Genomic DNA, 25,560 nt, shown 5'->3' with positions numbered 1-25,560 from the left:
ATAATGATTTATATTTATGATGGAAGCTTTGAGGGGCTTTTAACTGTAATTTTTGACAGTTATAAAGTTCTTGAAGATGTAGATGAAATTTCTGAAAAAACAAGACAAATTGACTTTTTTGCAGATAAGATTGAAGTGGAAGCTGATAAAGAAAAAGCTGAGAGAGTTAAAAATTCTGTGATTAAAAATTTTAAGTTTTCTTTTTATAACGACATGATTAGAGCTTTTTCATCATGCAATGAAGAAAAGGAAATTGTAATTTCAAGGACTTTAAAAAAACTCTATACTCACGGATTTTCATATATCAACTCCGCCGATTCTGATGTAGTAAAATTTCGAAATATTTTACAGAGACTTTCAAGAGAAGTCCATGCATACAAGGGGCTTCTTAGATTTAATGAATACGACGGAATTTTATTTGCAAAGTTTACGCCAGAAAATGATATCTTAAATTATGTCTACAATCATTTTAAAAAGAGACTTAAAAATGAAAAGTTCATAATTGCTGATACTAAAAGAAAAAAGGCAGTGCTTCATAATGGAAGCCACGGTGAATTTTTAGATTTTACAGAAGCTAAAGACTTTAAAATAGAAGATGAATATGTAGACCTTTGGAGACAGTTTTATGATTCAATTGGAATCGAAGAACGCAAAAACGAAAAGCTTAGAATTTCAAATATGCCAAAAAAATATTGGAAAGATCTTCCTGAAATGAATAGACTAAAATAATACCTCTTTTAAAGGGATATTGAAGTTGTATACAAAATCACTATAACGCTCACCGGATTTCGCTTTCTACAAATTCTAATTCTTAACTCGCTGAAAAACGCAAACTCGCTGACGCTCAAACAGTGCGTTTTTCGGACGCTCGTTTTCGAATTGAATTAGTACAGAAAGCTCAATATGGTTTGTTTTTATAGTGGTTATTTATTTTGTCAACATTTTAATACCTATTTTAAAGGGGTATTTTTATTTTACAAAATAGGGTATAAATAAATCGGTGAAGAAAATGGACAAAAAAAGAATTTCAAATTTAGATAGATACATAGATAAAAAATATCCTGGGGCATTTTTAATTGAGCGTGCTGAGCTTGAAGTGCCAGACTTTTTGCAAAGAGATTTTGAAAGAGGAAGCAATAACTGCTCTATTGCAAGTATTGTTAGAATTATAAATTATTATTTCAAAGACTTAGATAAAGAAGAAGTCTATAGAGATGTGATGAAAATTGCTATAAGAACTGGGTATTTTGAGGGAATTGGAACTATACCAATGTTTATATCACACATTGCAAATTCATATTTCAAGAAAAAGGGAATTCATGGAAAGTGTAGGGGAATTTATCTAGGCAACTTTTACTCTCACATAAAAGATGAGATAAATAATTTAAGACCAGTTATGATGAACTTAGGATATGGATTTTACAAAAATCACTCATTAGTGATCTTTGGTTATTCAATATATTATTACAAGAAAATGAAGATTAAAATTTTACATGTCTACGATGGCTGGTACAAGAGCAAATCTTATATTGATTACAATGATTTAAATGGATTTGCAAATCTTCCTATTTACTCTTATAATATTTTCAATATAGAGAATTGAAGGTGAAAAAATGGATAAATCCTATTTAAGATTTTTAGTATCTGAACTTATCTTTATAAAAGAAGACACTTTAATAAATTTAATACCAGAAACTAGAACTAGATACAACGAACTTTTTGGAGATTTAGAACATTTTGTAGATGATTTAAATTTAAATATTAGAATGCTTAGAAGAAAAATAGATCTTGTGAAGAAAAACTCTCTTGAAGAAGTTGAAGCTAAAATTTTAAATGAATTTGGTGACTCAAAAGAAGAAAAGAGAGAAAAAGAGATTGTAAATTTAATAGAAGTTGATGATGAAAGAAAAAGAAATGCTGAAGATATATTTAGAGAAATTATCTTTAGATTTAGCCCTGAACTAAACGACTTTTCTGAAAGTAAATTTGAAGAAGCAAGACTTTATTTTAGCAGCTATGATGTGGACTCTCTTTTAGAATTTTTGGGAAGAGATAAGCCAAAGATAATTGAGTTTACAGAAGATGAGCTCCAAGATTTAAGAGATGCTTTAGAAGAAGAACTTTCTTATTATTACGGAAGATTTCCACTAAATCAATTGGATTTACTTGAAGATAAAGATGCCATTGATTTTAATCTTAATAGACTAAAAAATGTTTACGAAGAATACGAAGAAATTTATGGTTCACTTCAAGAAGAATTAAATATAAAAATTGCAGAAAAATAAAAAAACTCTCAGTCCAGTTTAATTGGATTGAGAGTTTTTTTAAGCATTTTTAAAAAAATTTGTAATTTTAATAGCTGCCACGCCACAAGCTATTCCTAAGATAAGTCCGCCTAATATATCTGTTGGATAGTGAACAAAGTGATAAAGCCTTGAAAAGGCAATGACACTTGCAAAGATACCTGCATAAATTCCCCACTTTTTATTATAATTATAAATAACAGTTGTGGCCGCAAAGGAAGAACCAGTGTGTCCTGATGGGAAGGAATAGTCCCTTGGATTTGAAATAAGAAGATTAACATCGACAACCCAACAAGGCCTAGGTCTTGCGATTATAGGTTTTAAAACTACAAGTCCAATAATTGCGAAAATAATTAGAGCTATAAAAATTGTACTTGCCAGTCTTTTTTCCTTTGGATTTTTTTGAAGTAAAAAGAATACTCCTATTGCAATCCAAATAATTCCACCGTTGCCAAGAGTTGTAATAATTGTCATGAGAAAATCAAAAAGAGGATTGTGCAATTTTTGCAAAAGCTCTAAAAATTTAATTTCCATTATTTATATTAAACCTTTCGTCAATGAAACGAATAAAATTTTTTAAATCATTTTTAAGGAATTGATCCTTATTATAAACTATAAAAAAAGTCCTCTTAATCTCTAAATCCTTAACCTTGTACATATCAATGTCTTCGCCCTTAAAGAAAGAGTTTGAACCAAGGGATATGGCATCAGAATTTTTAACAATATTTAAAACCATATCTTTATTTTGGCACATAAATTTAAGGTCAATTGGAATATTTTTATCTCTTAGATAATTTAAGAATAATTTTTTGGAATATTCATCTAAATCACCAAGTACAAATTTCTTTTCGCTTAAATCATCTGAATCGAGAATAGTTTTTCCTTCAAATTCATCTTCTTCAGAGGAGATAATCAAAAGCTCATCTTGGAAAAAAGCAACTGAGTTATCCTTTTCAATTCCACTTCCATCCTCTAAAATTGCAAGACTAATAACGCCATTATTTAGTTTTTTTAAAATTTCTTCTCTTGAGTCCACATAAACTCTAATGCTTGCAGAAGAATTTAGATTCTCATACTCGTCGATAATCTTTAAAAGAAAATCAGAGCTAAAGTTTGAACTCACTCCAAGATTTATATTGTGGGATTTGGAAGAGCCTTGCAGAAAAATAATTGTATCTTCAAATTGTTCTAATATATTTATTGCAAAATCGTAAAGCCTAAGTCCAACATCAGTTATGTAAAGCTTTTTCGAAATTCTGTCAAATAATTTAACACCATATTCATTTTATATTTGAGAAATTGCATGGGAAACAGTAGGTTGTGAAATCTCTAAATTTTTGGCAGCATTTGACATATTTTTAGTTTTAACGACTTCGATAAATATTTCTAAATCTCTTATTGTCATAAAAACCTCCTAAACTAATTCTACTTATAAATTTCAAAAAAATCAATGTTTATAGTAAAAAGGTTATACTTTTTTAAAGTTATATTAAAAATCAAGATTTAAATGAAAAGGAATATCATTCATAAACTAAGTCATAATTAAGAAATAAAAATTTTACAAAAAATCAAAAACTTTTCTAATATTATTTTTTATTTATACTAAAATATAATATTAAAAGGATAAAAATAAATTATAATAAGTAAAAAGCTAACAGTTTTCATTGTTAGTTTAAGAGTTTTGTACTATTATAGAATTGTAAGTATGTTTTTAATGAGATTAACGGGGGATATAATGGCAATTTCTAAGGAAAAAATGAGCTCACTTGAAAAGAGAACAATAGAAGAATATAAAATTGACTCTTTGATCCTAATGGAAAATGCAGGGATGGCAATTTTTAATGAAATAAAGGACAAGGACTCCTTTACTATAATCTGCGGATGTGGTAATAATGGAGGAGACGGCCTTGTAATTGCCAGACATTTAATTTTGACAGGAAAGTCTGTTGAAATTTTTATAATTGGAAATTCAAAAACAAAAGAGTTTTCAAACAATTTAGAAATTTTAGAAAAATTATCTAATAATATAAATTATATAAAAGAGGGAGATTACGACGATTTAATAGAATCTCTTGAAGTTAATGAAGTCTGCGTTGATGCAATTTTTGGCATTGGACTCAATAGAAATCTCGATGAAATTTATGTTGATGTCATAGATATTATTAACAGACATGGAAATTATATAGTTTCTGTTGACATTCCAAGTGGCATGGACGCAGATACGGGAGAAGAATATGGAAATTGTGTGGCGGCAAATGTAACTTATGCAATTTCTGATATTAAAATTGGAGAGACTTTAAACTCCAGTGTTGGCGAGATTAAGAAACTTTATATAGGGATTGTGAGGTTTAAAGATGAGTAAAAAAATAAGTAGAAATATAAATCTGACAGAAGGCCCAATAGCTGAAGGCATAATAAGATTTGCCATACCACTTCTACTTACAAACTTTTTGCAACAACTTTATAACACAGCAGACCTAATGATTGTAGGACAATTTGCAGGAAAAAATCCAATGGCTGCCGTTGGAGCAACTGGTCCACTTTCCAATTTACTTATTGGATTATTCCTTGGGCTTACTACAGGTGCATCTGTAATAATTTCTCTTTACTACGGATCTAATGACAGAGCAGCTCTTAGAAAATCTGTAGGATGTGCATATTTCTTGGGACTTGCATCGGGACTATTAATTACAATTTTTGGAATATTAACTACTCCATTTTTCTTAAGAGTTTTAGATACTCCGCCAGAAATTATGGAAGATGCGATAACTTATATGAGAATATTTTTCCTAGGTACAGTTCCAATTTTGATTTATAACATGGGAGCATCAATACTTAGGGCAACAGGAGATTCAAAGAGACCTTTTAACTTCTTATGTGTATCAGCTGTTGTAAATATTGTTCTCGACCTAATATTTGTAGGATTATTTCACATGTCAGTTGTAGGGGCAGGACTTGCAACTCTTGCATCACAAATTGCTTCGGCAGTTCTTGTAACTTATTCACTACTTAAAACTGACGCTTCATATAAACTTAGAAGAGAAGAAATTAAGCCACATAAAGATGAAATGAAAAAGATTTTTGAAATTGGAATTCCCACTGGAATTCAAACTTCACTTCTTTCATTTACAAATGTAATTTTTCAAGCAAAGATTAACTCCTTTGGATCAGCTGCCATTGCAGGTATTGCTGCTGAGGGAAGAATTGATGGATTTTTATTTATGGCACTTCAAGCAATTGCACTTGCGGCCACAACTTTCTCGGGACAAAACTTCGGCGCAAGAAAATTTGAAAGATTAAGAGATGGAGTAAAAGTTTCTCTTATAATTGTTGGAGCAATTTCAGCAGTTTTATCAGTAATTGCAATTTTCTTTGCAGAGCCACTTATTGCGATATTTAACTCTGATCCAGATGTAGTTAAGTATGGCGCGGATTTCTTAAAGATAATAAGTCTTGGAATTTGGTCCTTTGGACTTTCTGAAACTCTTTCAGGATTTATAAGAGGAAGTGGAAATGCAATGGGACCAATGATTATTTCACTTTTCTCAATTTGTATTTTAAGACTTATAATAGTTTATATAGCAATGCCAATATTTAACTCAATTAGAGTAATAAGTGTTGTTTATCCTGTAAGTTATTTAATAAGTTTTATAATTATGGCGATTTACTTTAAGTTTGGAAATTGGAAGAAAAATGTAGTTTAAGAGCGGAGAAATCTGCTCTTATTTTTTATTTTCAAGGATTAATTGCAATAAACACTCCAAGTATTGTAAACTATAATTATCAAAATAAAAGAGTGATAAAATGAAGAAGAAAAATTTTTTTATTGTCATAATTTTAATACTTCTAGCAGTTTTTTCTGTGGAGAGATTCAACAGATATCCAAAAAAAGTTGTGGCAACTATTTTATATACAATTGACGATAGAATTCTCAATTTTACTGATGATTATTTTACAGGACTTGGACTAAAGGACATTTATTTTAAGATAAAAGATACTGGCGATTATACATTTTCTGTAGAGATGAAGAAAAATCATAGACCAATGGTAAGTGTCTACAATATTGAAAATGCTTCAAATAAATCGAGATTATTTTACAGTAAAATAAACGAAAATGAAGAAATAAAAACAAAGGGCGAGAAAATTATAAATAACGAAGTTTATCTCTACAGACCTGAGATTACAGAGACACCTCTTTATATTGACAATAACAATATTAAGGCACTTTCTGATAACTCAACTGCATTAAAGGATTTGGGGATAAATCCTCTCGATGAGAATTTATTTCCCTATCCCATTACAATTCTTGAAAAAAATAATAATCTTAAAAAATATATAAAAAGAGAGTGGAATAAAATTTTAAGATCCACTGCAGTTTCTGAAATCTCTGAAAATAAATATGAAATTCGTGTAAAAACAGAGGACTTAGAAGACCTTGTAGAAAAAATTTATGAATTTTACGAGAGAGAGGACAACAACTTATACTCCTATCTTTCAAATAAGCTTGTAAGAGATAAGGACAATATTCTTGAAAATTTAAGATTTACAAAAAATTTAGTTTTCTATCTTGAAACAGATGAAGAAAAAAATATTTTTAAACTCTATTCAAAGGATGAAAAGTACAATCTAGAGATAGGAAATGAATTTACTTTAAAGATTCCAGGAAGATATATTTTTATAGAGCCAGAAGAAAATAATACTTTCAACACAGTGAAGGGAAGAATTGACAACAGAATTTTCAGAATGAGTTATTATCCAGACTCTAAAAAGTTAATTTACAGAGACAAGTATTCAAGCGTCAAATTATTCGTCTTAGAAAATGTAAAATCAAAAAGTTTAAAAGTAATTAGCAGCTTAGATGGAATGAAATACAGCGAGATTAATTTTAACTTGGATACAAATGCAAAAAAGATAACCAAGGAAAAAAATTATATAGAATTATTAAAACTAGACCAAGAAAATTGGGCAAAATTGAAATCAGGTGACATTAGTGAAGGAAGTTTTTAATAGAAAGGGAAGATTGATTTTTAATATATTAATCGATTCCCTAATAGTAGGGTTGTTTGCAGGTTTATTTTCTGTTTTATACAGATTTATAATTAGCAAAATGGATTATTTTAGAGGGTTTTTATATGGCGAGTTTAACATTAAATCTCTAGGGATTTTAATAATCTTTGCAATTGTAATATCTTTTATAATTCACAAACTATTAAAACTTGCACCTCTATCTGGTGGAAGTGGAATTCCACAAATTCGTGGAGAAATCCTTGGCAAGTTTAACATGGATGAAGTGCTAACACTTTTCTCAAAGATAATAGGTGGTGGACTTGGAAATTTAATGGGATTTTCTCTAGGCCGTGAGGGTCCGTCAATTCAAATGGGTGGAGCTTTTGCAAAGACTATTGGAAAGATTTTAAAAAGACCACCAGATGAATTAAAATATATGATTACAGCAGGAGCTGCAGCAGGACTTGCAGCTGCTTTTAATGCGCCTATGGCAGGATGCATATTTGCAATGGAAGAACTTCACAAGTCCTTTTCTAAATATGTACTACTTCCATCACTTGTGGCATCAATAACTGCGAATTATATTTCATTTTTATTAATGGGAGAGGAGACTTCCTTTTCATTTTTTGCAACATCATCACTTCCAGTTCATTTAATTTGGATTGCAATATTAATAGGAATCTTCACAGGGATAATTGGTGGAATATACAATGTTTCAATTTTTAAAAGCCAGGATTTATTTGCAAAATTTAAATCGCCTGTAATAAAATATGGATTTTTAATGACAATTGCAATTGCTGTTGGATTTTTATTCTTTGACATTACAGGAGGAGGTCATGGACTTCTTGAAGAAATGGCGAAGAGAAAATTTAGTGCAGCATTTTTAATTGCCGTCCTAATTGGAAAAATTATTTACACAGCACTTTGCTATGGATCAGGGGTACAAGGCGGAATTTTTCTTCCAGTTTTAGTAATAGGCGGATCTTGCGGAAGTTTAATGTATTTATTAGTTGAAAAGACTTTACCAGTTGAAATTTATTATGTTAATTTTATAATTCTTGGAATGAGCGGCATACTCGCATCAGTTGTGAGAAGTCCAATTCTTTCAATAATTTTAGTATCAGAGATGACTTCAACATTCAAACATCTCTTACCACTTTCTGTAGTAGTTGTGACTTCTTATGTAGTTGCAGAACTTTTAAAAGTTGATCCAATTTATGACAAATTATTTGAAAGACAACTTAAAAATAAAAATCTCCTTTCACCAAAGGAAAAAGAACTTGGAAACTATTCACTATTTGAATACACAATTGCACACAATTCTACTCTAATTGGAAAAACATTAAAAGAAATAGAATTTCCAAAGCATATAATTATTATTTCAATTGAGAGAGATAATTTTGAACTTGTGCCAGGAGCAGGCGATATAATAATGCCTGGAGATAAAGTCCTAGTGCTTGAAAAATCAGAAGATGCAATGGAAATAGATGAATTTTTTAACCATTAAAAAAATCTTGACTGTAAAAATTTGAGATGTTATAATTAGAAAAATATATTTTAAAGGCTAAAATATATGAATATAAATTACTTTTTTTACAAATTTAAGTACTTATGTACATAGAAAACCTCGGGCGACCGAGGCTTTTTTATTTTTATAAAGTTTCTAAATATTTTTTAACTTGTGGACCAACATAAGCTTTATTATCTTTTAAAAGAATAGGTCTTTTTACTAACATCCCATCAGTTGATAAAAGTTCATAAATTTCTTCTTCTGTCATTTCGTTTTTCTTGTCTTTAAGTCCAAGTTCTCTATAACGCATGCCGCTAGTATTAAATAATTTAAAAATATCTACATCTGCTTTTTCGCGAATTTCTTTTAATTCATCTACACTTAGAAGGTCCTTGTCAATTTCTCTGTATTCGTAAGAAATATTTTTTTCATCTAGCATCTTTTCTATATTTTTGCAAGTGCTGCACTTTTTGTATCCTATTAATTTTGTCATAAAATCAACTCCTTTTACAATGATTATACAATATAAAAAAACTTTTTAAAAATTTTATAAAAAGTGTTTATAAATTAATTTAACGTGGTATAATAATAGTACAAAATAGTTTATCGAATTATCTTAATAAATTATTTTGTTAAAACTAAATAATTCCATCCAATTAAAAAGTTAGAATGTATTTGATTTTACTTGAATTTAAATTGAATTTCTCAATTTTATTTATAGATGAGTAGAAATTAAAAGTTTTAGTTAGAAGGAAATAAATTAAGTAGAAAATTCTTGCTATTCTTATATAAATTGATACGAAATTTTAGAGTTGGAATTTCGAGAAATATTTATTTATATAGGCTTAGGAGAATAAATTAAGAATTAAGGTGATAGATGTGATAGAACCAAAAAGTTATCATTGGATGGAATTAGATTTTTAAAAGAATGTCGATTTTTATTTATTAATTATTTGACATTCTTTTTTTATGTGTATATTTAAATTTAGCCTAACTTAATGTGAAATATAGATAATAACTTTAGGAGGGCATCATGAGAGGCGCAATTGAAGCAGGAGGAACTAAATTTGTTCTTGGAATTGGCGATGAGAAGGGAAATATTTTTGAAACAAAAAGTTTTCCAACTCTAACACCTAATGAGACGATGAAAAATGTCGTAGAATATTTTAAAGGCAAAGAGATTGAAGGAATTGGGATTGCATCCTTTGGTCCCATTGATATTAATAAAAAAAGTGATACATATGGATTTATTAAAGACACTCCAAAGAAACATTGGAGCAATTTTAATTTTTTAGGAACTCTTAAAAAAGAATTTCCAGATTTAAAATACACTTTTAATACTGATGTAAATTTTGCAGGTCTTGGCGAGTTTTATATGGGCAATGGAATTGGCAAGGATTCTCTTCTTTATATTACTGTAGGAACAGGTTTTGGCGGTGGATATATTTATAAGGGAAATATTTTGCGAGGAATTGGTCATCCAGAGATGGGTCACATTAAAGTAATTCCAAATCCAAAGGATGATTATAAGGGATCTTGTCCTTATCACGATTATTGTCTTGAAGGAATGGCTTGTGGATTTTCCATTGAAGATAGATATGGAATTAAGGGAAACGAACTTCAAGATACTCACGAAATCTGGGAATTTATTTCTGATTATATTGCCCAAGGCATCATGGCCTTTACTGTGATTTGCAGGCCAGAAAATATTACAATTGGCGGAGGAGTTATGAACACACCAGGTCTTATCGAAAAGGTAAAGGATAAATTTTTGGATAATTTTAATAATTACATAGAGATTCCAAATATCGATTCATACATCACTCTTCCAAGGCTTGGAGCAAATTCTGCAATTCACGGAGCACTTTTAAGTTTAGATATGGAAGACAAATTATAAATTTCTGATTAAATTTATAATTTAATAGGTTACTTTAAAAGCAAAAGAATTGACTATTAATTTTTATTTAAGGTTGACACAGTTTTTATGTGGTGTTATAATTTTTTTAATTTACTAAGGAGTTAATGACATGAAAAATTTTAATTATGCAAATAACAACTCAATGTGTACTTGTTGTGGCATGGAAATGTCACTTTTTTGCATACAAATTTTTAGCATGTACTCTTGAGTTTATTGTAATGATTTTTTGGGAGGCTTGCCTCCCTTTTTTTATTGCATTTTTTTAGTGAAAGGTGGGTTAGATGGATTTTAATTTTATGATAGAACATATTCCAGAATACATTGAGGCGGGAGTCCTCACAATGGGATATGGTTTTATAGGAATCCTTTTATCAATTATAGTCGGAATTATTGTGGCGATAATAATGTATAAAGAAGTACCAGTATTAAAACAAATTTCCTCAATTTATATTGAACTTTCGAGAAACACTCCGCTTCTTGTTCAGCTATTTTTGTTGTACTTTGGTCTTCCAAAGCTTGGAATAGTTTTAAGTTCATCGGCTTGTGCAGTTGTGGGGCTAACTTTTCTTGGAGGATCATATATGGCAGAGAGCATAAGAGCAGGACTTCAATCTGTTGGTAAGTCCCAAATTGAATCGGCACTGAGCATTGGCTTAAAGGAGAAACAAATTTTGAGATATATTGTTCTTCCACAGGCCTTTACAGTTTCCTTTTCAGGAATTCTTGCCAATGTAATTTTTCTAATAAAAGAGACAAGTGTATTTTCAGTGGTGGCAATTGCTGATTTAATGTATGTTGCTAAGGACTTAATAGGAATTTATTACAAAACTGATGAGGCACTTTTAATGCTTGTGATTTCTTATTTGATAATTTTACTTCCTATTTCAATAATAGGAGGATTTATAGAAAGGAGGATTTCTTATGGTGCATTCGGGTCTTAAAGTTCTTACAATGGGAAATAATTTTGAAAGGCTTTTAAATGGTCTTTGGGTGACTATTAGCATCTCAATTATTTCTGTAATACTAAGTATAATTCTTGGTACAATTCTTGGAATTATAATGAGAAGTGAGAATAAAATAGTAAAAGCTATTACAAAGATTTATTTAGAGTTTGTAAGAATTATGCCACAGCTTGTGCTTTTATTTATAGTCTACTTTGGATTTACAACATCCTTTGGACTAAACCTTACTGGTAAGACTTCAGCCATAATAGTCTTTACTTTCTGGGGAACTGCTGAGATGGGAGATTTAGTTAGAGGAGCACTTAACTCAATTCCAAAACATCAATACGATTCAGCAAGTGCAATTGGTTTATCAAAGACGGAGGTTTACAGATATATTATAATTCCACAAACTCTTAGAAGATTAATTCCTCTTGCAATTAATCTAACTACGAGGATTATAAAAACTACAACTCTTGTTGTATTAATAGGTGTGGAAGAAGTTTTAAAAGTTGCTCAACAAATTATTGAAGCAAATAGATACGAAGTTCCTGATGCGGCACTTTGGATTTATGTGACAATATTTATACTTTATTTTGTAATTTGTTTTCCAATTTCTAAATTGGCAAGCTTACTTGAAAGAAGGTGGAATAATTAATGGAAGAAAAGATTTTAGAAATAAAAAATTTAGTAAAAGATTATGGCAATGGTCCTGTATTAGATGGAATTTCAATTGATGTAGATAGAAAAGAAGTGCTTGTAATTATTGGACCATCTGGCTGTGGGAAGAGTACTCTTCTTAGATGTATAAACGGTCTTGAAAAAATTCAAGGAGGAGAAATTCTTCTTGAAGGCGAAAAGATAAATGATGAAAGTATAAATTGGTCTGAAGTTCGTCAAAGAATAGGAATGGTTTTTCAAAATTACGAATTATTTCCACACATGACGATTTTAGAAAATATAACTTTAGGACCCACAAAGGTTCAAAATAAAAATAAAAGATATGTAGAAGAGTCGGCCAAAGAACTTCTTGATAGAGTTGGGCTTTTAGATAAAATTAATTCTTATCCAAGGGAGTTATCAGGTGGACAAAAGCAAAGAGTTGCAATTGTAAGAGCTCTTTTAATGGAGCCTGAGATAATGCTTTTTGATGAAGTGACAGCGGCCCTTGATCCTGAAATGGTTAGAGAAGTGCTTGATGTAATGCTTGAACTTGCAAAGCAAGGCTCTACTATGATTATAGTAACTCATGAAATGAACTTTGCAAGAGCAGTTGCAGATAGAGTGATTTTTATGGAAAAAGGACATATTGTAGAAGAAGGAGAGCCTGAAGAGTTCTTCACAAATCCTAAGACAGATAGAGCTAAAGAATTTTTAAACACATTTACATTTGAGAAAAAATAATGGAGTGAAAAAGATGAAAAAAATTAAATTATTAGTAGCATTAACTTTAATAGTAGGACTTTTAACAGCATGTGGCTCAAATAATAAAGCTACAGAAACAGCAAATGCAGGAGATAAAAAAGTTTATAGAACTCTTGATGAAATTAAAGAAAGTGGAAAAATTGTAGTGGGAGTTTTTTCTGACAAAAACCCATTTGGTTATGTTGATGAAAATGGTAAATACCAAGGTTATGATATTTGGCTAGGAGATAGACTTGCAAAAGATTTAGGAGTTGAAGTTGAATATGTATCAACAGAAGCTGCAAACAGAGCAAAGTTTTTAGAAACTGGAAAAGTTGATTTAATCCTTGCAAACTTTACAGTAACTGATGAAAGAAAAGAAGTTGTAGATTTTGCACTTCCATATATGAAGGTTGCTCTTGGAGTTGTATCACCTGATAAGGCTTTAATAAAAGACCCAGAAGAATTAAAGGGCAAGACTTTAATAGTTGCAAAGGGAACAACTGCAGACACTTATTTTACAAAAAATTATCCTGATGTAAAGCTTCAAAAATATGACCAATACACTGAAGCTTATAATGCCTTACTTGATGGCAGAGGAGATGCATTCTCAACTGATAACACAGAAGTGCTTGCATGGGCAATTAAAAACCCAGGATTTACAGTAGGAATAGAAAGCCTTGGAGATATTGATACTATTGCACCAGCGGTATCAAAGGGAAATGAAACACTTCTAAATTGGCTTAACGAAGAAATAAAATCACTTGGAAAAGAAAACTTCTTCCACGAAGGATATGAAAAGACATTAAAACCAGTGTATGGAGATAGTGTTGATGCAGATAAAATAGTGGTTGAAGGTGAAGAAATTTAAAAAAATTTATAGTAAATGTGTTTATAAATAAAAAATCCCTGACATCAATTTGTCAGGGATAATTTTTTATTCAAAATTTATTTATTTAAAATTTCATTTGCCATTTCTCTACCAAAGTCTATTAAACTTTCTAACTCATCATGATTTGCTGTACCCTTAATTTCAAGTTGAGTATCAAGCACATTGTACTTGCCATCTTCCATATATTTTTTAAGATTTTTAAGTGCGCCACCGCTCCATGAGTATGAACCGAAAATTCCCCAAATATTATTTTTCATTCTTTGGTGAGAAATTTCAGTTAATAGATATTCCATTGGTGGGAATAAGTTGTTGTCATATGAACATGAGCCAAGGATAACTCCCCTGTATCTCCAAATATCTGATAAAAGATAAGAAAGAGATGTCTTTGAAATATCTCTTAGCTTGATATTTTTAAGTCCACCTTCAGAAAGACCTCTTGCAACAGCTTCAGCCATTACCTTAGTGTTTCCATACATTGAACCATATATAACAACGCAGCCATCAATTGTCTCTTGCTTTGCAAGTGAAGTGTAGATATCTATAATTTTTTCTGGGTTGTCTCTCCAAACTGGTCCGTGAACTGGACAAATTAATTCAATATCAAGTCCGCCTAATTTATTTAATGCTTTTAAAGCTTGACCTGCATATTTTCCAACGATATTGATAAAATATCTTGTAGTTTCTTCAAGATAAAATCTGTCGTATTCAACTTCATCATCAAAGATTCCACCATCAAGTGTACCAAATCCGCCGAAAATATCTTGTGAGAAAAGAGTTTTTGTCTTTTCTTCATAAGTTACCATTGATTCTGGCCAGTGTACCATTGGAGTCATATAGAAAGTAAATTCTCTGTCTCCAAGTTTTAAAGTTTCCCCTTCTTTTACTTCGATAATATTATCTTCAACATGGTAATATGCATCTAAAAGTGCTATTGCCTTTTTATTTGTAACTATTTTTACATCTGGATAAATTTCAAGTATTGATCCAATTGAAGAAGTGTGGTCTGGTTCCATGTGATTGATGATGATGTAGTCAATCTTTTCATCTCCAATGATCTCCTTAATTTTATTTACATAATCAGTTGTAGTATTAGCTCTAACTAAATCTATGATAATATTTTTTTCGCCCTTTATTAGATAAGAATTATAGCAAACTCCATTTGGTAGTGGCCACATTCCCTCGAATAGAGGTGTTTCTCTGTCGTTAGTCCCTATATAATAAATGTCATTTTTAATTGGCACTGACAATAAGTTTTCCATTATATCCTCCTAAAATTAAAATTTTACTTTGAGCTCAACTGGACAGTGATCTGAGCCCATAATTTCTTGGTGAATTTTAGCATCCACTAAATTATCCTTAAGACCTTCACTTACTACAAAATAGTCAATCCTCCAGCCAATATTTCTCTCTCTAGACTTAGCAAAATAACTCCACCAAGAGTATTCATCTTCTAAATCTGGATAGAAATATCTAAAAGTATCGATATAACCATTGTCTAAAAGAATAGTAAATTTTTCTCTCTCTTCATCAGTAAACCCTGCAGACCTTCTATTTGTTGAAGGATTTGCAAGGTCTATCTCCTTGTGAGCAACATTTAGGTCTCCGCAAACTATTACTTCTTTTTTTGATTTTAAATCGTTTAAATAATCTCTAAAATCATCTTCCCAAACTTGTCTATATGAAAGTCTTTCAAGTTGTCTTTTAGAATTTGGAGTATAAACTGTAACAAAATAAAATTTTTCAAATTCTAAAGTTATAACTCTTCCTTCATTATCATGTTCTTCAATTCCTAAACCATAAGAAACACTTAGAGGTTCTTTTTTTGAAAATATTGCAGTACCTGAATAGCCTTTTTTTTCTGCATAATTATAAAATTCATAATATCCAGGTAAATCCATTTCAATTTGTCCCTCTTGAAGCTTTATCTCTTGAAGTGCAAATAAATCGGCATCAAGGTCATTAAAGTAATCCATAAATCCCTTTCTCACAGCTGCCCTAAGTCCATTTACATTCCAAGAAATCATCTTAATTTCTGACATATCTCCTCCTAATAAAATTCCGTAAAATCGTGTCTTTCTCCCTTAGATTTAAAGCCTAAGATTTGTTCCATATTAACATTTTCAGTAGCACGCAGTATATTTATATCAACATTTTTATTTTCTTTCTTTAGCTCTTCAATTAAATCCTTGATAAAAAATCTCTTATTGCCAGATTTTTTTTGAGTTACTGTGCAGGCACAGTCAAGGGCAGAAAGTCCAGTTGATTTCATAAATCTAATAATTGCTTCCTCTTCGACTAAATACATTGGCCTAATAAGTTCAAGACCTTCAAAGTTTTGAGATCTAAGTTTAGGCATCATAGTTTTAAAATCTCCTGCAAAAATTATATTTAAAAGAACAGTTTCAATTACATCATTAAAGTGATGGCCAAGAGCAAGCTTATTGCATCCAAGTTCTTGCGCTCTGTTGTAGAGATTTCCTCTTCTCATTCTCGCACACATATAGCATGGACTTCCGCCTGCAGACATTTTATTCGCAACTTCAAATACATCTGAGTCGTGAACTTTAACTGGTATGCCAAGTTTTTCGCAGTTGTATTCAAGTCTTTGTCTATTCTCAGGAAGATAGCCTGGATCCATTGCTATAAACTCTAGCTCGAAATTAACCTTATTATGTCTTTTAAGTTCTTGCATTAATTTTGCAAGAGTTAGAGAGTCTTTGCCGCCAGAAATAGCAACTGCAATTTTATCTCCTTCTTCAACTAGTTCATATTTATTTACTGCTTTAACAAATTTTTTGTAGATATCCCTTCTATAAGTTTTAATAATTGACCTTTCAATATCTAAAATGCTTTTAATTTTTTCTTCTGAATTATTCATTTTCACCTTAACCAATCTTATAAATTATTATAGCATAGATGATTTTCTTTTTAAAAAGATAGCTTAAAATAATATTAAAAATATTGGGTATAAATCTTCTAATGAATTAATTGATGATTCTATATGATATAATTTATAAAAAAGAAACAGGGGATAGTATGGTAAATTATAATGTAGTAAAAAATTTCACGCTACTTGTAGATTTTTATGAACTTACAATGGCAAATGGATTTTTTGAAAGTGGAATGAAAGATAATATTGTTATCTTTGACATGTTCTTTAGACAAGTCCCTGATAATGGAGAATATACTGTCGTTGCAGGACTTGAACAATTAATTGAATATATGGAAGATCTTCATTTTTCTGATGATGACATAGAATTTTTAAAGGGAAAAAATATCTTCAACGAAGAATTCCTAGATTACTTAAAGAATTTCAAATTTCAATGTGATGTGTGGGCAATGCCTGAAGGTACACTTGCCTTTCCAGGAGAGCCACTTTTAACAGTTAGAGGTCCCGCAATACAGGCGCAAATGCTAGAGACAATGGTACTTCTTACAATTAATCATCAGTCAATGATTGCTACAAAAGCAACAAGAATTGTAAGACAAGCACAAGGAAGACCTGTTGTTGAGTTTGGTTCAAGAAGAGCACAAGGCTACTCTGCGGCAAATCTTGGAGCAAGAGCAGCTTACATTGGCGGATGTGCAGGTACAGCAAATACTCTTGCAGATAAGATGTTTGGAGTTCCAGCACTTGGCACAATGGCTCACTCATGGGTTCAAATGTTTGACACAGAATTAGAAGCCTTTAGAGCCTTTGCAAGAGTTTATCCTGAAAACTGTCTTTTACTTGTAGACACATACGACACATTAAAGGAAGGAATTCCAAATGCAATAAAAGTATTTGATGAAGAAGTTGTGCCAAGAGGATATAGACCTAAGGGAATTAGAATTGACTCAGGAGACATTACTTATATCACAAATAAGGCAAGAAAAATGTTAGATGATGCAGGTTATCCTGATGCACAAATTATGGCGTCAAACTCACTTGATGAATATACAATTAGAACAATTCTACATCAAGGAGCAAAGATTGATAGCTTTGGAGTTGGAGAAAGACTTATAACTTCAAAGTCATCCCCTGTATTTGGTGGAGTTTATAAACTTGTAGCAAATGTATCTGACGATGGCAAAATAATTCCAAAGATTAAAATTTCAGAAAATGTTGCAAAGATAACTACACCTGGATTTAAAGAGTTATACAGATTTTATGATAAAGATAGTAAAAAAGCTATTGCAGATGTAATTGCACTAAGAGATGAAGTTATTCCAGAAGATAATTACGAAATCTTCCATCCAATTTATACTTGGAAGAGAAAGACTATAAGCAATTATGAAATTAGAAAAGTTTTAGTTCCAATTTATGAAAAGGGAGAACTTGTCTACGAACTTCCTAGTCTTGATGAAATTAGAGAAAAGACAAAAAGAGAGCTAGACACATTATGGGATGAAACTAAAAGATTAGACAATCCAAATGAATATATAGTGGATTTATCTGAAAAATTATGGCAACTTAAAGATAGTTTATTAAAAAAACATGGCAGAAATTAATTAAGGGAGAGAAATATGCAGTACTACGGAAATGTTTTTAGACCTCCAAGTGAGGCGAGGTCTTTAATAATACAGGCAACTGTTGGGTGTTCACATAACAAATGTACATTTTGTTATATGTATAGAGAAGATCAATTTAGAATTAGGAAATTAGAAGATATCAAAAAAGACTTAGTTGAAATGTCATCTTATTCAGATTATTTTAAGAGAATTTTCTTAGCTGATGGAGATGCGTTAGTTTTAAAAACTGAAGATTTAATAGAGATTTTAAAAACTATTAAAGAACTTTATCCAAATGTAGAGAGAGTTTCATCTTATGCAACAGCTCAAGATATAAATAGAAAGTCATTAGAAGAATTAAAGGCACTGAGAGAAAATGGTCTTGAAATGTTATACATTGGTTTTGAAACAGGAGACCCTGACCTTTTAGTTAAAATTAATAAAAATATAACTTATGAAGAATATGTAACTGCAATGGATAAGGCAAAAAAAGCTGGATTTAAAACTTCAGTTACAATAATCGCAGGACTTGGTGGAGTTGAAGGTATGAAAAAAAATGCCATTGGAACTGCCAAATTAGTTTCAGAAACTAAGCCCGACTTCTTAGGTTATCTTACAATGAGAATTTACAAGAATACTCCTCTTTATGAAGACTATCAAGCTGGAAGATTTAATATGCCAGATGCAGCACAGATTCTCGAAGAGATGAAGATATTTCTTGAAAATGTAGATTCTGAGGGCACAGTATTTAGATCAAATCACGCTTCAAATTACCTTCTTCTTGCAGGAACTTTAAACGAAGACAGGGAAGATTTAATAGAAGCAATAGATAAGACTTTAAAGAAAAAGAGCTTTAGACCAGATGTGCTGAGAGGTTTTTAGAAAGGAGAGAATTGTGAAAGACAAACACAATCTTGAAAATACTTCTATAAATAATACAAAAGAAAATCAAGATAGCGGCAAGATTTCCTTCACAGAACCTGCAGGAAAATCCCTTGCCCTAAATCCTGATAGATACTTAATGGCTAAATCAAATGTAAAAATTGACTTCACTGACAAGGAGTCCATGGAAAGTTTAAAAATTGATTATACGAAAAAAGATGATGATTCAGAAAATAAAGGATTTGAGCTGATTTTTGAAGTAAGCCCCGGTTCTAAAGATAGTAAAAAGAAAAAGAAGAGAAAGAGAAATCTTCCAATGAATAGAGAAGATGACTTCAAAAAAGAATATTTAGAACTTCAAAAAATTTATAGAGACTTAATAAAGAGACAAGCCCAGTTATCCTATGACATATCCAACTCCTTTATGCTAGATAGTTTAGAGATGCAAAAGGATATGGCAGACAATTATTTTGAATTAATCGAGAAGATGTTAGATAGTAGTGAAGGTGAAGATAATGGATGAAAAAAAGATAGAAGATAATAATATCGATAAGAGTTGGGAGACTTCGAGAGTTTCCTTTAAAAATGAAGTTTATAAAAAGGGATTTCTAATGGGTTTTGCCATACTTTTTGTAGCATTTTTATTTACAAATAGTGGCAGCATTTATAATTATTTAGGAAAACTCCTTGGAATTATAATTCCCTTCATACTAGGTGCAGTAATTGCATTTATTATGAAAATACCTCTAAACTTCTTAGAGGATAAATTATTTGACAAGATAAAAAGTGAAAAGTTCCAAAAATTTAAAAGACCAATTTCAATAGCAATATCATTTATACTTATAATTCTTGCTGTTTGGTTAATAATCGCAATAATATTACCACAACTTGTCAATTCATTTTATGGACTTAGAGATTCACTTCCAAGCTTCTTACAAATGGCAATTGACAAAACTCGTGAGATACCTTATATAAATGAGTATTCAGATGAACTTCAAAAACAATACGACAGCTTAAGTTGGAATGGAATTTTCCAAAAAATTGAAAGCTTTATAAAATCAGATGACAATTCGCAAATATTTTCAACAGCACTTGCCACAGCATCAAATATAATTGGCGGAGTTGTCACATTCTTCATAGGAATTATTACATCAATTTATATTTTGTCTGAAAAGGAAAGACTTGGATATCAATTTACAAGAATGTTTTATTCATTCTTTGACAATAACACAGCGAATAAAATTGTCCATGTGGCGCATATATTGCACGATAACTTCTACGGATTTATCAGAGGACAAATTACAGTTTCAACATTTATGGGTATCGCAACATTTATCTTCTGCTTTATCCTACAAATGCCAAATGCAGCAACACTTGGTGTAATAGTTGGAGTAACAGATTTAATTCCAATTATTGGACCATTTATTGGTGGGGCAATGGGATTTTTAATGATAGTAATAGAAGAACCAGCAAAGGCAGTAGGATTTGTAATCTTAATTATAATTTTACAACAGCTTGAATCAAACATTGTATATCCAAAGCTTGTAGGTGGAGAAGTAGGACTTCCATCACTTTGGACATTAATTGCAATTACAGTTGGTGGATCACTATTTGGAGTTGTAGGAATGTGGGGATTCATACCATTATTCTCAACAATTTACGAACTTCTAAAAGAATACACAGAATACAAAATAGATAAGAAAAATTTAGATTTAAGAATGAAAAAGGTTTAGAAAAAAGACAACATCAAAAATGATGTTGTCTTTTTAAGTTAAAAATTAAAAGATACGAAGCTATAAACTCCAATAACACATACTATTAAACTAAGTGCAAGAGTTGCTATTGCCCATCCAAAAAGTTCCACAAACATTTTATTTTCAGGATGAAGCTGAGTTGCCTCTTCATTTGAAGAAACTCCACTAAGTATCAAAGCTCCTGCAGTTGAAATAGGACTTACACCGGAAATAGTTCCTCCAATAACAACCATTGATGCAAGTTCGATTGGACTTACATTTCCAGCTAAGTTTGAAACAATTCCTGAAACTGTAGGAATTAGTGTAGGGAAAACTACTCCAAGACCTGAACTAAAGAAAGACATCAAACTTCCAAGACAAAGCATAATTGGAGCAGCTGTTTTAGTTGTCATTAGCTTGGATAGTCCATCAACCATTAAATCGATTCCACCTGAAATAAATATTAACTTCATTAGAATTCCAACTCCCACTACCATTAAAAGTACATTCCATGGGATTGACTTAAGTGCAGTTTTTTCATCGCAAACGCCAATTACAATTAATACAAATCCCAAGAAAAATGAAAGAAGTCCAATATTTAACTTAAATACTAAACCGCCTATTACCATTAACACAAGGGCAATTGTTGAAATTACTTGATCTCTTGTAAAAGTTTCCTTTGGAAGGTCGATTTTTCCTCTGACTTTATAACCTTTGTAGAAAATAAAAACTGCAATTGCATCTATTAGTCCTGCAATAAACATGTTTATAAAAACAGGGACAACAGCGTCATTTATTCCCTGATTTGCAAGAAGTTCGTGAACTAAAATTCCTTCAGGAGTTATTGGACTCATTCTACAAGCCATAGCTCCACTTACTCCGATAAGTGAAAGCATAATTGGATTGTACCCACAATTAAGTGCAATTGGAATTGAGATAATTGGCATTATTGCAAGAAGAGGAATACTTCCAGGACCTGCAAAAGTCATAAGACCTGCTATTATAAAAATTGTTGGTGGTATTAAATAAACTCTTCCTCCAGTTAGAGAGATTAATTTTTTTGCAAGAGTTTCTAAGGTCTTATTTGAATTAATTATTCCAAATAAATAACTAACTCCAAGCATTGTAAGGAATAATGAACTGTTAAAACCTGACATTATTTCTTTAACACTAACTCCTAAAATTGTTGCAACTATAAAAGCAAGCCCAATTGAAGCAATACCAACGTTTATGTTTCTTAAAAATCCAGTAACTATGGCGACAAGAAGTGCCACAAAAGTAACTATTGCAAGCATTTTACACCTCCAAGAAGTTAAGGCAAACAGGAGATGGACTTTCTATGGTTTGCTTTTTAATTAGACTTTTATCTTTGTATTCATATTCAATAATTGTATCGCTATCTTCGTTTAGCACGTAGAGATTATTTTTATAAAAAGTTATAAATCTAGGAGTTTCTCCAAAAGTTTTAACATAATCTCTTTCAGAAAGAGTTCCATCTGCATGCACATCGTATAAAACTAAGTGATTAAAAATTCTATTAGACCCAATTAATACTTTCTCATCGGGACTTAATACTATTGCACTTGCTTGTGAATGGCCAGTATAATCATTTGGAAGTGTTGAAATATTTTCTCTTGGATTAAGCCTTCCATTTTCCTCATCAAATTCAAAAAATGTTACATAATTTCCCCATTCATTTATTAAGTACAAATGCTTATTATCTGATGAAATCACCAAATGTCTTGGCTCGGAATGTTTTCTTGCCTTAAAATAATCTGTAATCTCGAAATTCCCATCATTTATTTTAACAACATAAAGACCGGAATCTCCTCTATCTCTACCTTGGCATGGAATGAATATGTAATTTTTTGTTTTGTCGAAATAACATTGATGAGCAAAAGAGAGTCCAGTCTCAGTTTTAAATTCCAATTTGTCCTTAATCTCTATTATTTTTTCATTTTGAAACTCAATTGAATATAAAACACCACCTTGAAGTGCAGCAACTATTAGATGTTTTTCACCTTTATCAATATCGATAAAAACAGGGTTTTTTCCGCCAATGTCAAAGCTTTCTTTAAATTCTAAATCACTTCCATTAATTTCGTAACTTGAAATTTTTGTAATATCTCCATGAACAGAGTACAAGAATTTTTTATTCGGATGAAGCACTTGATAAGATGGATTCTCCAAAGTTTTTGTAAGATTTATTTCTTCCCATTTGCCGTCTTTAATTTCAAAGGTAGTTATACCTTCTCCTCTGGCATTTCTTTCTTTGGTTGTTCTACAACCCACATAAGCTAATAACATAATACCTCCTAAAACCTTTTCTTTGTCAAAAATATATCATAAAAGTTGAAAAGATTATAATACTAAAATATAATTTAAATATAACAAAAAGTTATGGAGTGATTAAATGGACACAATAAACTTTTCCTATGTTTTGGAAGTGGCAAAAGAGAAAAATGTCTCTAGAGCTGCAAGAAATTTATACATTTCTCAACCTGCACTATCTCAAGCTTTAAAGAGAATAGATAAAACTTATGGTATAACTATATTTGATAAAGATTTTAATCTTACAAAAAAGGGAGAAATTTTTGTAAAATATGCAGTAGAAATTGAAAAAAATATAAATTATCTTAAAAGAGAACTGGATACAGATGAATTAAATATTGGCATTAGTCAATTTTATGGAAAATATTATTTAAATCAAATTCTCCTTTCCATATCTAGACTAAATCCTGAGGTTAAAGTAAATATAAAAGAAGATACTTCTAAATATTTAGAAGATGATATTGTTAAGGGTGATTTAGATATTGGGTTTATGCCAACACCTATTTTAAATAATTTAAAACACAAAACACTTTTTTCAGAGAAACTAGTTTTGGCCATGCCCAAAAATTTTAAAGAAAAAGATTTAAAAAATAAGGATCATAATCTCCTTACAATGCACAAGGGATCAAAATTAAGGGATTTATCCGATGAATTTATCGATAAAAATAATATAAAAGTTAAAGATATTATTGAAGCGACAAATTTAGATACAATTAATTCACTGATTATTTCAAAAAATGCAATTGCACTTCTTCCAGATATAATTGAAAGACTAGATGGTATTAATTATATGAAGACAGATTTAAGTCGAGAATTTGACATTGTTTATAAGAATTCAAACAAACTAAATATGGATAAATTTGTTGAAATATTTTTAGAGATTTCGAAGAAGGTTACAATATAAGACTTTTCTTTAATTACTATTTCTCTAATGCTATAATAGTAATATTCACATTTTGATTATTTTGATTTATTTTTAATATGAGGTAAATATGTTTTGGAAACTTATTCTTAAAAGAGGAAAAAGTAAAGATGGATATGACAGGGCAAAGGTATCAAAGGAGACTTCTTTTCTTGGTCTTTTGTCTAATTTATTAATAGCCCTTGCAAAGGTGTTTTTATACGCCTTTACAGGTTCTATTTCTATTTTATCCGATGCTGTAAATAATATAACAGATTGTGCGAGCTCTATTATTTCCATTGTGGGAATTAAATTTGCACAAAAGCCAAAGGACAAGGGGCACCCTTATGGCCATGGCAGAATAGAATACTTGATTTCTCTAGTAGTTAGTGGAATAATCTTAGCAGTGGGATTTGAGTTTTTAAGGTCATCAATTGGAAGAATTATAAATCCTGTAAAAGTAGTCTATCCAATTTATACTATAGTCATTCTAGTGTTATCTGTTTTAATAAAATTTTGGCAGGCTGCACTTTATTCAAATGTGGCAAGAGCCATTGATTCAGTTACGCTAAAGGCTCAGGAGAAAGATTCACTAAGTGATACTTTAATTACAGCAGTTGTTATAATTTCAATTGTTGTACAGAAGTTTACAGGTTATGTTCTTGATGGATATGTTGGAGTTTTAGTGGCGCTATTTATTTTATACACAGCCATGACTTTAATTTATGAAACTATTTCAATTATACTTGGACGTGGACTTGATCCTGAAATCAAACACAAGATAAAATCCATGGTTGCAAGTTATGATGGAATTTCAAATGCTCACAATATTATGGTGACAGACTTTGGTCCAGATAATATTATTGTGATAATTGATGCTGCTCTTGATTATGACTTGACTCTTGAAGAAACTCACAATATCGTAGACAGAGTGGAAAGAGAAGTTTCAAACTTACTTGGAATTACTCTAATTATTCACGCAGATCCACTTGGTTCAAGCAACGAGATGATAAAATCTATTGCAAATGATTTGAGAAAAATCATAAGAGAAGACGTGAATTTATATTCCTTCCACGACATAGTTATGGAAGATGGTACTATTTATATAGATGTAGATTATAACGCAGATGCGATAAATAAAAGGGAAGATTTAGATGCCCTAAAAAATGGGCTACAAGATAAATTAAAATCTATCTACAAAGATTATAATTTTGTAATTGCACTTGACGCAATTTTTTAGGAGGAAT

27 protein-coding genes are annotated in these 25,560 nt (G+C 30.6%); 18 read left to right on the top strand and 9 right to left on the bottom strand.

The annotated features are described in order from the left end of the window. Positions 1–3: 3 nt before the first annotated feature. From KQI68_RS00440 to KQI68_RS00430, 3 genes are all read left to right on the top strand, one after another. Positions 4–729, top strand: coding sequence for a TIGR03915 family putative DNA repair protein (locus KQI68_RS00440; RefSeq protein ID WP_216547957.1), 726 nt, complete (start codon positions 4–6; stop codon positions 727–729). Between the two features lie 280 nt (positions 730–1,009). Further along, positions 1,010–1,603, top strand: a complete 594-nt coding sequence (locus KQI68_RS00435) for a C39 family peptidase (protein WP_216547955.1) — start codon at positions 1,010–1,012, stop codon at positions 1,601–1,603. Positions 1,604–1,613: 10 nt separating this feature from the next. Then, on the top strand, positions 1,614–2,285 hold the full coding sequence (locus tag KQI68_RS00430) for a hypothetical protein (protein ID WP_216547954.1): 672 nt from the start codon (positions 1,614–1,616) through the stop codon (positions 2,283–2,285). 39 nt (positions 2,286–2,324) lie between these two features. On the opposite strand, the gene KQI68_RS00425 is transcribed toward KQI68_RS00430, so the two are convergent. The 3 genes from KQI68_RS00425 to KQI68_RS10285 all read right to left on the bottom strand — a co-directional run bounded on the left by KQI68_RS00425 (position 2,325) and on the right by KQI68_RS10285 (position 3,708). Continuing rightward, positions 2,325–2,777: a phosphatase PAP2 family protein gene (locus KQI68_RS00425; protein WP_246541196.1), complete on the bottom strand. Its 453-nt coding sequence runs from the start codon at positions 2,775–2,777 to the stop codon at positions 2,325–2,327. A gap of 49 nt (positions 2,778–2,826) precedes the next feature. Beyond that, a complete protein-coding gene (locus KQI68_RS00420; protein WP_343221640.1) occupies positions 2,827–3,438 on the bottom strand; it encodes a substrate-binding domain-containing protein in 612 nt (203 codons plus the stop codon). 150 nt (positions 3,439–3,588) lie between these two features. Continuing rightward, on the bottom strand, positions 3,589–3,708 hold the full coding sequence (locus tag KQI68_RS10285) for a LysR family transcriptional regulator (RefSeq protein ID WP_246541195.1): 120 nt from the start codon (positions 3,706–3,708) through the stop codon (positions 3,589–3,591). Between the two features lie 330 nt (positions 3,709–4,038). On the opposite strand from KQI68_RS10285, the gene KQI68_RS00415 reads away from it, so the two are divergent. From KQI68_RS00415 to KQI68_RS00400, 4 genes are all read left to right on the top strand, one after another. Further along, positions 4,039–4,665 (top strand): NAD(P)H-hydrate epimerase, encoded by a 627-nt coding sequence (locus KQI68_RS00415; protein ID WP_216547951.1) that lies wholly within the window; start codon positions 4,039–4,041, stop codon positions 4,663–4,665. Then, positions 4,658–6,007, top strand: a complete 1,350-nt coding sequence (locus KQI68_RS00410) for an MATE family efflux transporter (protein ID WP_216547949.1) — start codon at positions 4,658–4,660, stop codon at positions 6,005–6,007. The genes KQI68_RS00415 and KQI68_RS00410 overlap by 8 nt, the downstream gene beginning before the upstream one ends. A 100-nt stretch (positions 6,008–6,107) precedes the next feature. Then, on the top strand, positions 6,108–7,310 hold the full coding sequence (locus KQI68_RS00405; RefSeq protein ID WP_216547948.1) for a hypothetical protein: 1,203 nt from the start codon (positions 6,108–6,110) through the stop codon (positions 7,308–7,310). Next, positions 7,294–8,817 (top strand): chloride channel protein, encoded by a 1,524-nt coding sequence (locus KQI68_RS00400; protein ID WP_216547946.1) that lies wholly within the window; start codon positions 7,294–7,296, stop codon positions 8,815–8,817. Before KQI68_RS00405 ends, KQI68_RS00400 begins: the two co-directional genes overlap by 17 nt. Before the next feature lie 145 nt (positions 8,818–8,962). On the opposite strand, the gene KQI68_RS00395 is transcribed toward KQI68_RS00400, so the two are convergent. Beyond that, a complete protein-coding gene (locus tag KQI68_RS00395) occupies positions 8,963–9,313 on the bottom strand; it encodes a Spx/MgsR family RNA polymerase-binding regulatory protein (protein ID WP_216547944.1) in 351 nt (116 codons plus the stop codon). A 540-nt stretch (positions 9,314–9,853) separates the two neighbouring features. Between KQI68_RS00395 and KQI68_RS00390 the strand changes: the two genes are divergently transcribed. The 5 genes from KQI68_RS00390 (at position 9,854) to KQI68_RS00370 (ending at position 13,954) form a co-directional block, all read left to right on the top strand. Next, complete coding sequence (locus tag KQI68_RS00390) at positions 9,854–10,717, top strand: ROK family protein (RefSeq protein ID WP_216547943.1); 864 nt, start codon at positions 9,854–9,856, stop codon at positions 10,715–10,717. 302 nt (positions 10,718–11,019) lie between these two features. Further along, positions 11,020–11,679 carry an amino acid ABC transporter permease gene (locus KQI68_RS00385; protein WP_216547942.1) on the top strand — a complete coding sequence of 220 codons (660 nt, stop codon included), beginning with the start codon at positions 11,020–11,022 and terminating at the stop codon, positions 11,677–11,679. Beyond that, complete coding sequence (locus KQI68_RS00380; protein WP_216547941.1) at positions 11,660–12,337, top strand: amino acid ABC transporter permease; 678 nt, start codon at positions 11,660–11,662, stop codon at positions 12,335–12,337. The genes KQI68_RS00385 and KQI68_RS00380 overlap by 20 nt, the downstream gene beginning before the upstream one ends. Beyond that, a complete protein-coding gene (locus tag KQI68_RS00375) occupies positions 12,337–13,083 on the top strand; it encodes an amino acid ABC transporter ATP-binding protein (protein ID WP_246541194.1) in 747 nt (248 codons plus the stop codon). The genes KQI68_RS00380 and KQI68_RS00375 overlap by 1 nt, the downstream gene beginning before the upstream one ends. Positions 13,084–13,096: 13 nt before the next feature. Further along, on the top strand, positions 13,097–13,954 hold the full coding sequence (locus KQI68_RS00370; protein ID WP_246541193.1) for a cysteine ABC transporter substrate-binding protein: 858 nt from the start codon (positions 13,097–13,099) through the stop codon (positions 13,952–13,954). A gap of 77 nt (positions 13,955–14,031) precedes the next feature. Here the strand turns inward: KQI68_RS00370 and KQI68_RS00365 are convergent, their stop codons facing one another. Genes KQI68_RS00365 through KQI68_RS00355 form a run of 3 tightly spaced genes read right to left on the bottom strand, consistent with a single transcriptional unit; the run spans position 14,032 to position 16,853 of the window. Then, positions 14,032–15,234 (bottom strand): FprA family A-type flavoprotein, encoded by a 1,203-nt coding sequence (locus KQI68_RS00365; protein ID WP_216547938.1) that lies wholly within the window; start codon positions 15,232–15,234, stop codon positions 14,032–14,034. A 15-nt stretch (positions 15,235–15,249) separates the two neighbouring features. Next, positions 15,250–16,005, bottom strand: coding sequence for an exodeoxyribonuclease III (locus tag KQI68_RS00360; protein ID WP_216548506.1), 756 nt, complete (start codon positions 16,003–16,005; stop codon positions 15,250–15,252). A gap of 17 nt (positions 16,006–16,022) precedes the next feature. Continuing rightward, positions 16,023–16,853: a tRNA lysidine(34) synthetase gene (locus tag KQI68_RS00355; RefSeq protein ID WP_216547936.1), complete on the bottom strand. Its 831-nt coding sequence runs from the start codon at positions 16,851–16,853 to the stop codon at positions 16,023–16,025. A 158-nt stretch (positions 16,854–17,011) separates the two neighbouring features. On the opposite strand from KQI68_RS00355, the gene KQI68_RS00350 reads away from it, so the two are divergent. From KQI68_RS00350 to KQI68_RS00335, 4 genes are read left to right on the top strand one after another with little or no spacing between them, the layout of a single operon-like run. After that, positions 17,012–18,466: a nicotinate phosphoribosyltransferase gene (locus KQI68_RS00350; protein WP_216547935.1), complete on the top strand. Its 1,455-nt coding sequence runs from the start codon at positions 17,012–17,014 to the stop codon at positions 18,464–18,466. A gap of 15 nt (positions 18,467–18,481) precedes the next feature. Next, on the top strand, positions 18,482–19,348 hold the full coding sequence (locus KQI68_RS00345) for a radical SAM protein (RefSeq protein WP_216547933.1): 867 nt from the start codon (positions 18,482–18,484) through the stop codon (positions 19,346–19,348). 13 nt (positions 19,349–19,361) lie between these two features. Continuing rightward, positions 19,362–19,871: a hypothetical protein gene (locus tag KQI68_RS00340; RefSeq protein WP_216547932.1), complete on the top strand. Its 510-nt coding sequence runs from the start codon at positions 19,362–19,364 to the stop codon at positions 19,869–19,871. Then, the gene (locus tag KQI68_RS00335; protein WP_216547931.1) at positions 19,864–21,081 is read left to right on the top strand and encodes an AI-2E family transporter; all 1,218 of its coding nucleotides are present in this window, start codon (positions 19,864–19,866) and stop codon (positions 21,079–21,081) included. Before KQI68_RS00340 ends, KQI68_RS00335 begins: the two co-directional genes overlap by 8 nt. Before the next feature lie 38 nt (positions 21,082–21,119). On the opposite strand, the gene KQI68_RS00330 is transcribed toward KQI68_RS00335, so the two are convergent. Both KQI68_RS00330 and KQI68_RS00325 read right to left on the bottom strand, forming a co-directional pair. Further along, positions 21,120–22,376, bottom strand: a complete 1,257-nt coding sequence (locus KQI68_RS00330) for an SLC13 family permease (protein ID WP_216547929.1) — start codon at positions 22,374–22,376, stop codon at positions 21,120–21,122. 1 nt (position 22,377) lies between these two features. Then, the gene (locus KQI68_RS00325) at positions 22,378–23,388 is read right to left on the bottom strand and encodes a lactonase family protein (RefSeq protein ID WP_216547928.1); all 1,011 of its coding nucleotides are present in this window, start codon (positions 23,386–23,388) and stop codon (positions 22,378–22,380) included. A 106-nt stretch (positions 23,389–23,494) separates the two neighbouring features. On the opposite strand from KQI68_RS00325, the gene KQI68_RS00320 reads away from it, so the two are divergent. Next, on the top strand, positions 23,495–24,316 hold the full coding sequence (locus tag KQI68_RS00320; protein WP_216547927.1) for a LysR family transcriptional regulator: 822 nt from the start codon (positions 23,495–23,497) through the stop codon (positions 24,314–24,316). A gap of 88 nt (positions 24,317–24,404) precedes the next feature. After that, positions 24,405–25,553: a cation diffusion facilitator family transporter gene (locus tag KQI68_RS00315; RefSeq protein ID WP_216547925.1), complete on the top strand. Its 1,149-nt coding sequence runs from the start codon at positions 24,405–24,407 to the stop codon at positions 25,551–25,553. The last annotated feature ends 7 nt before the right edge of the window (positions 25,554–25,560 follow it).

The sequence above is a fragment of the Peptoniphilus ovalis genome, assembly GCF_018919265.1.
In the GTDB taxonomy this organism is placed as follows: domain Bacteria; phylum Bacillota; class Clostridia; order Tissierellales; family Peptoniphilaceae; genus Peptoniphilus_A; species Peptoniphilus_A ovalis.
Note: the sequence above shows the minus strand (reverse complement) of the source record. Positions and strands in the feature narration are given on the sequence as shown.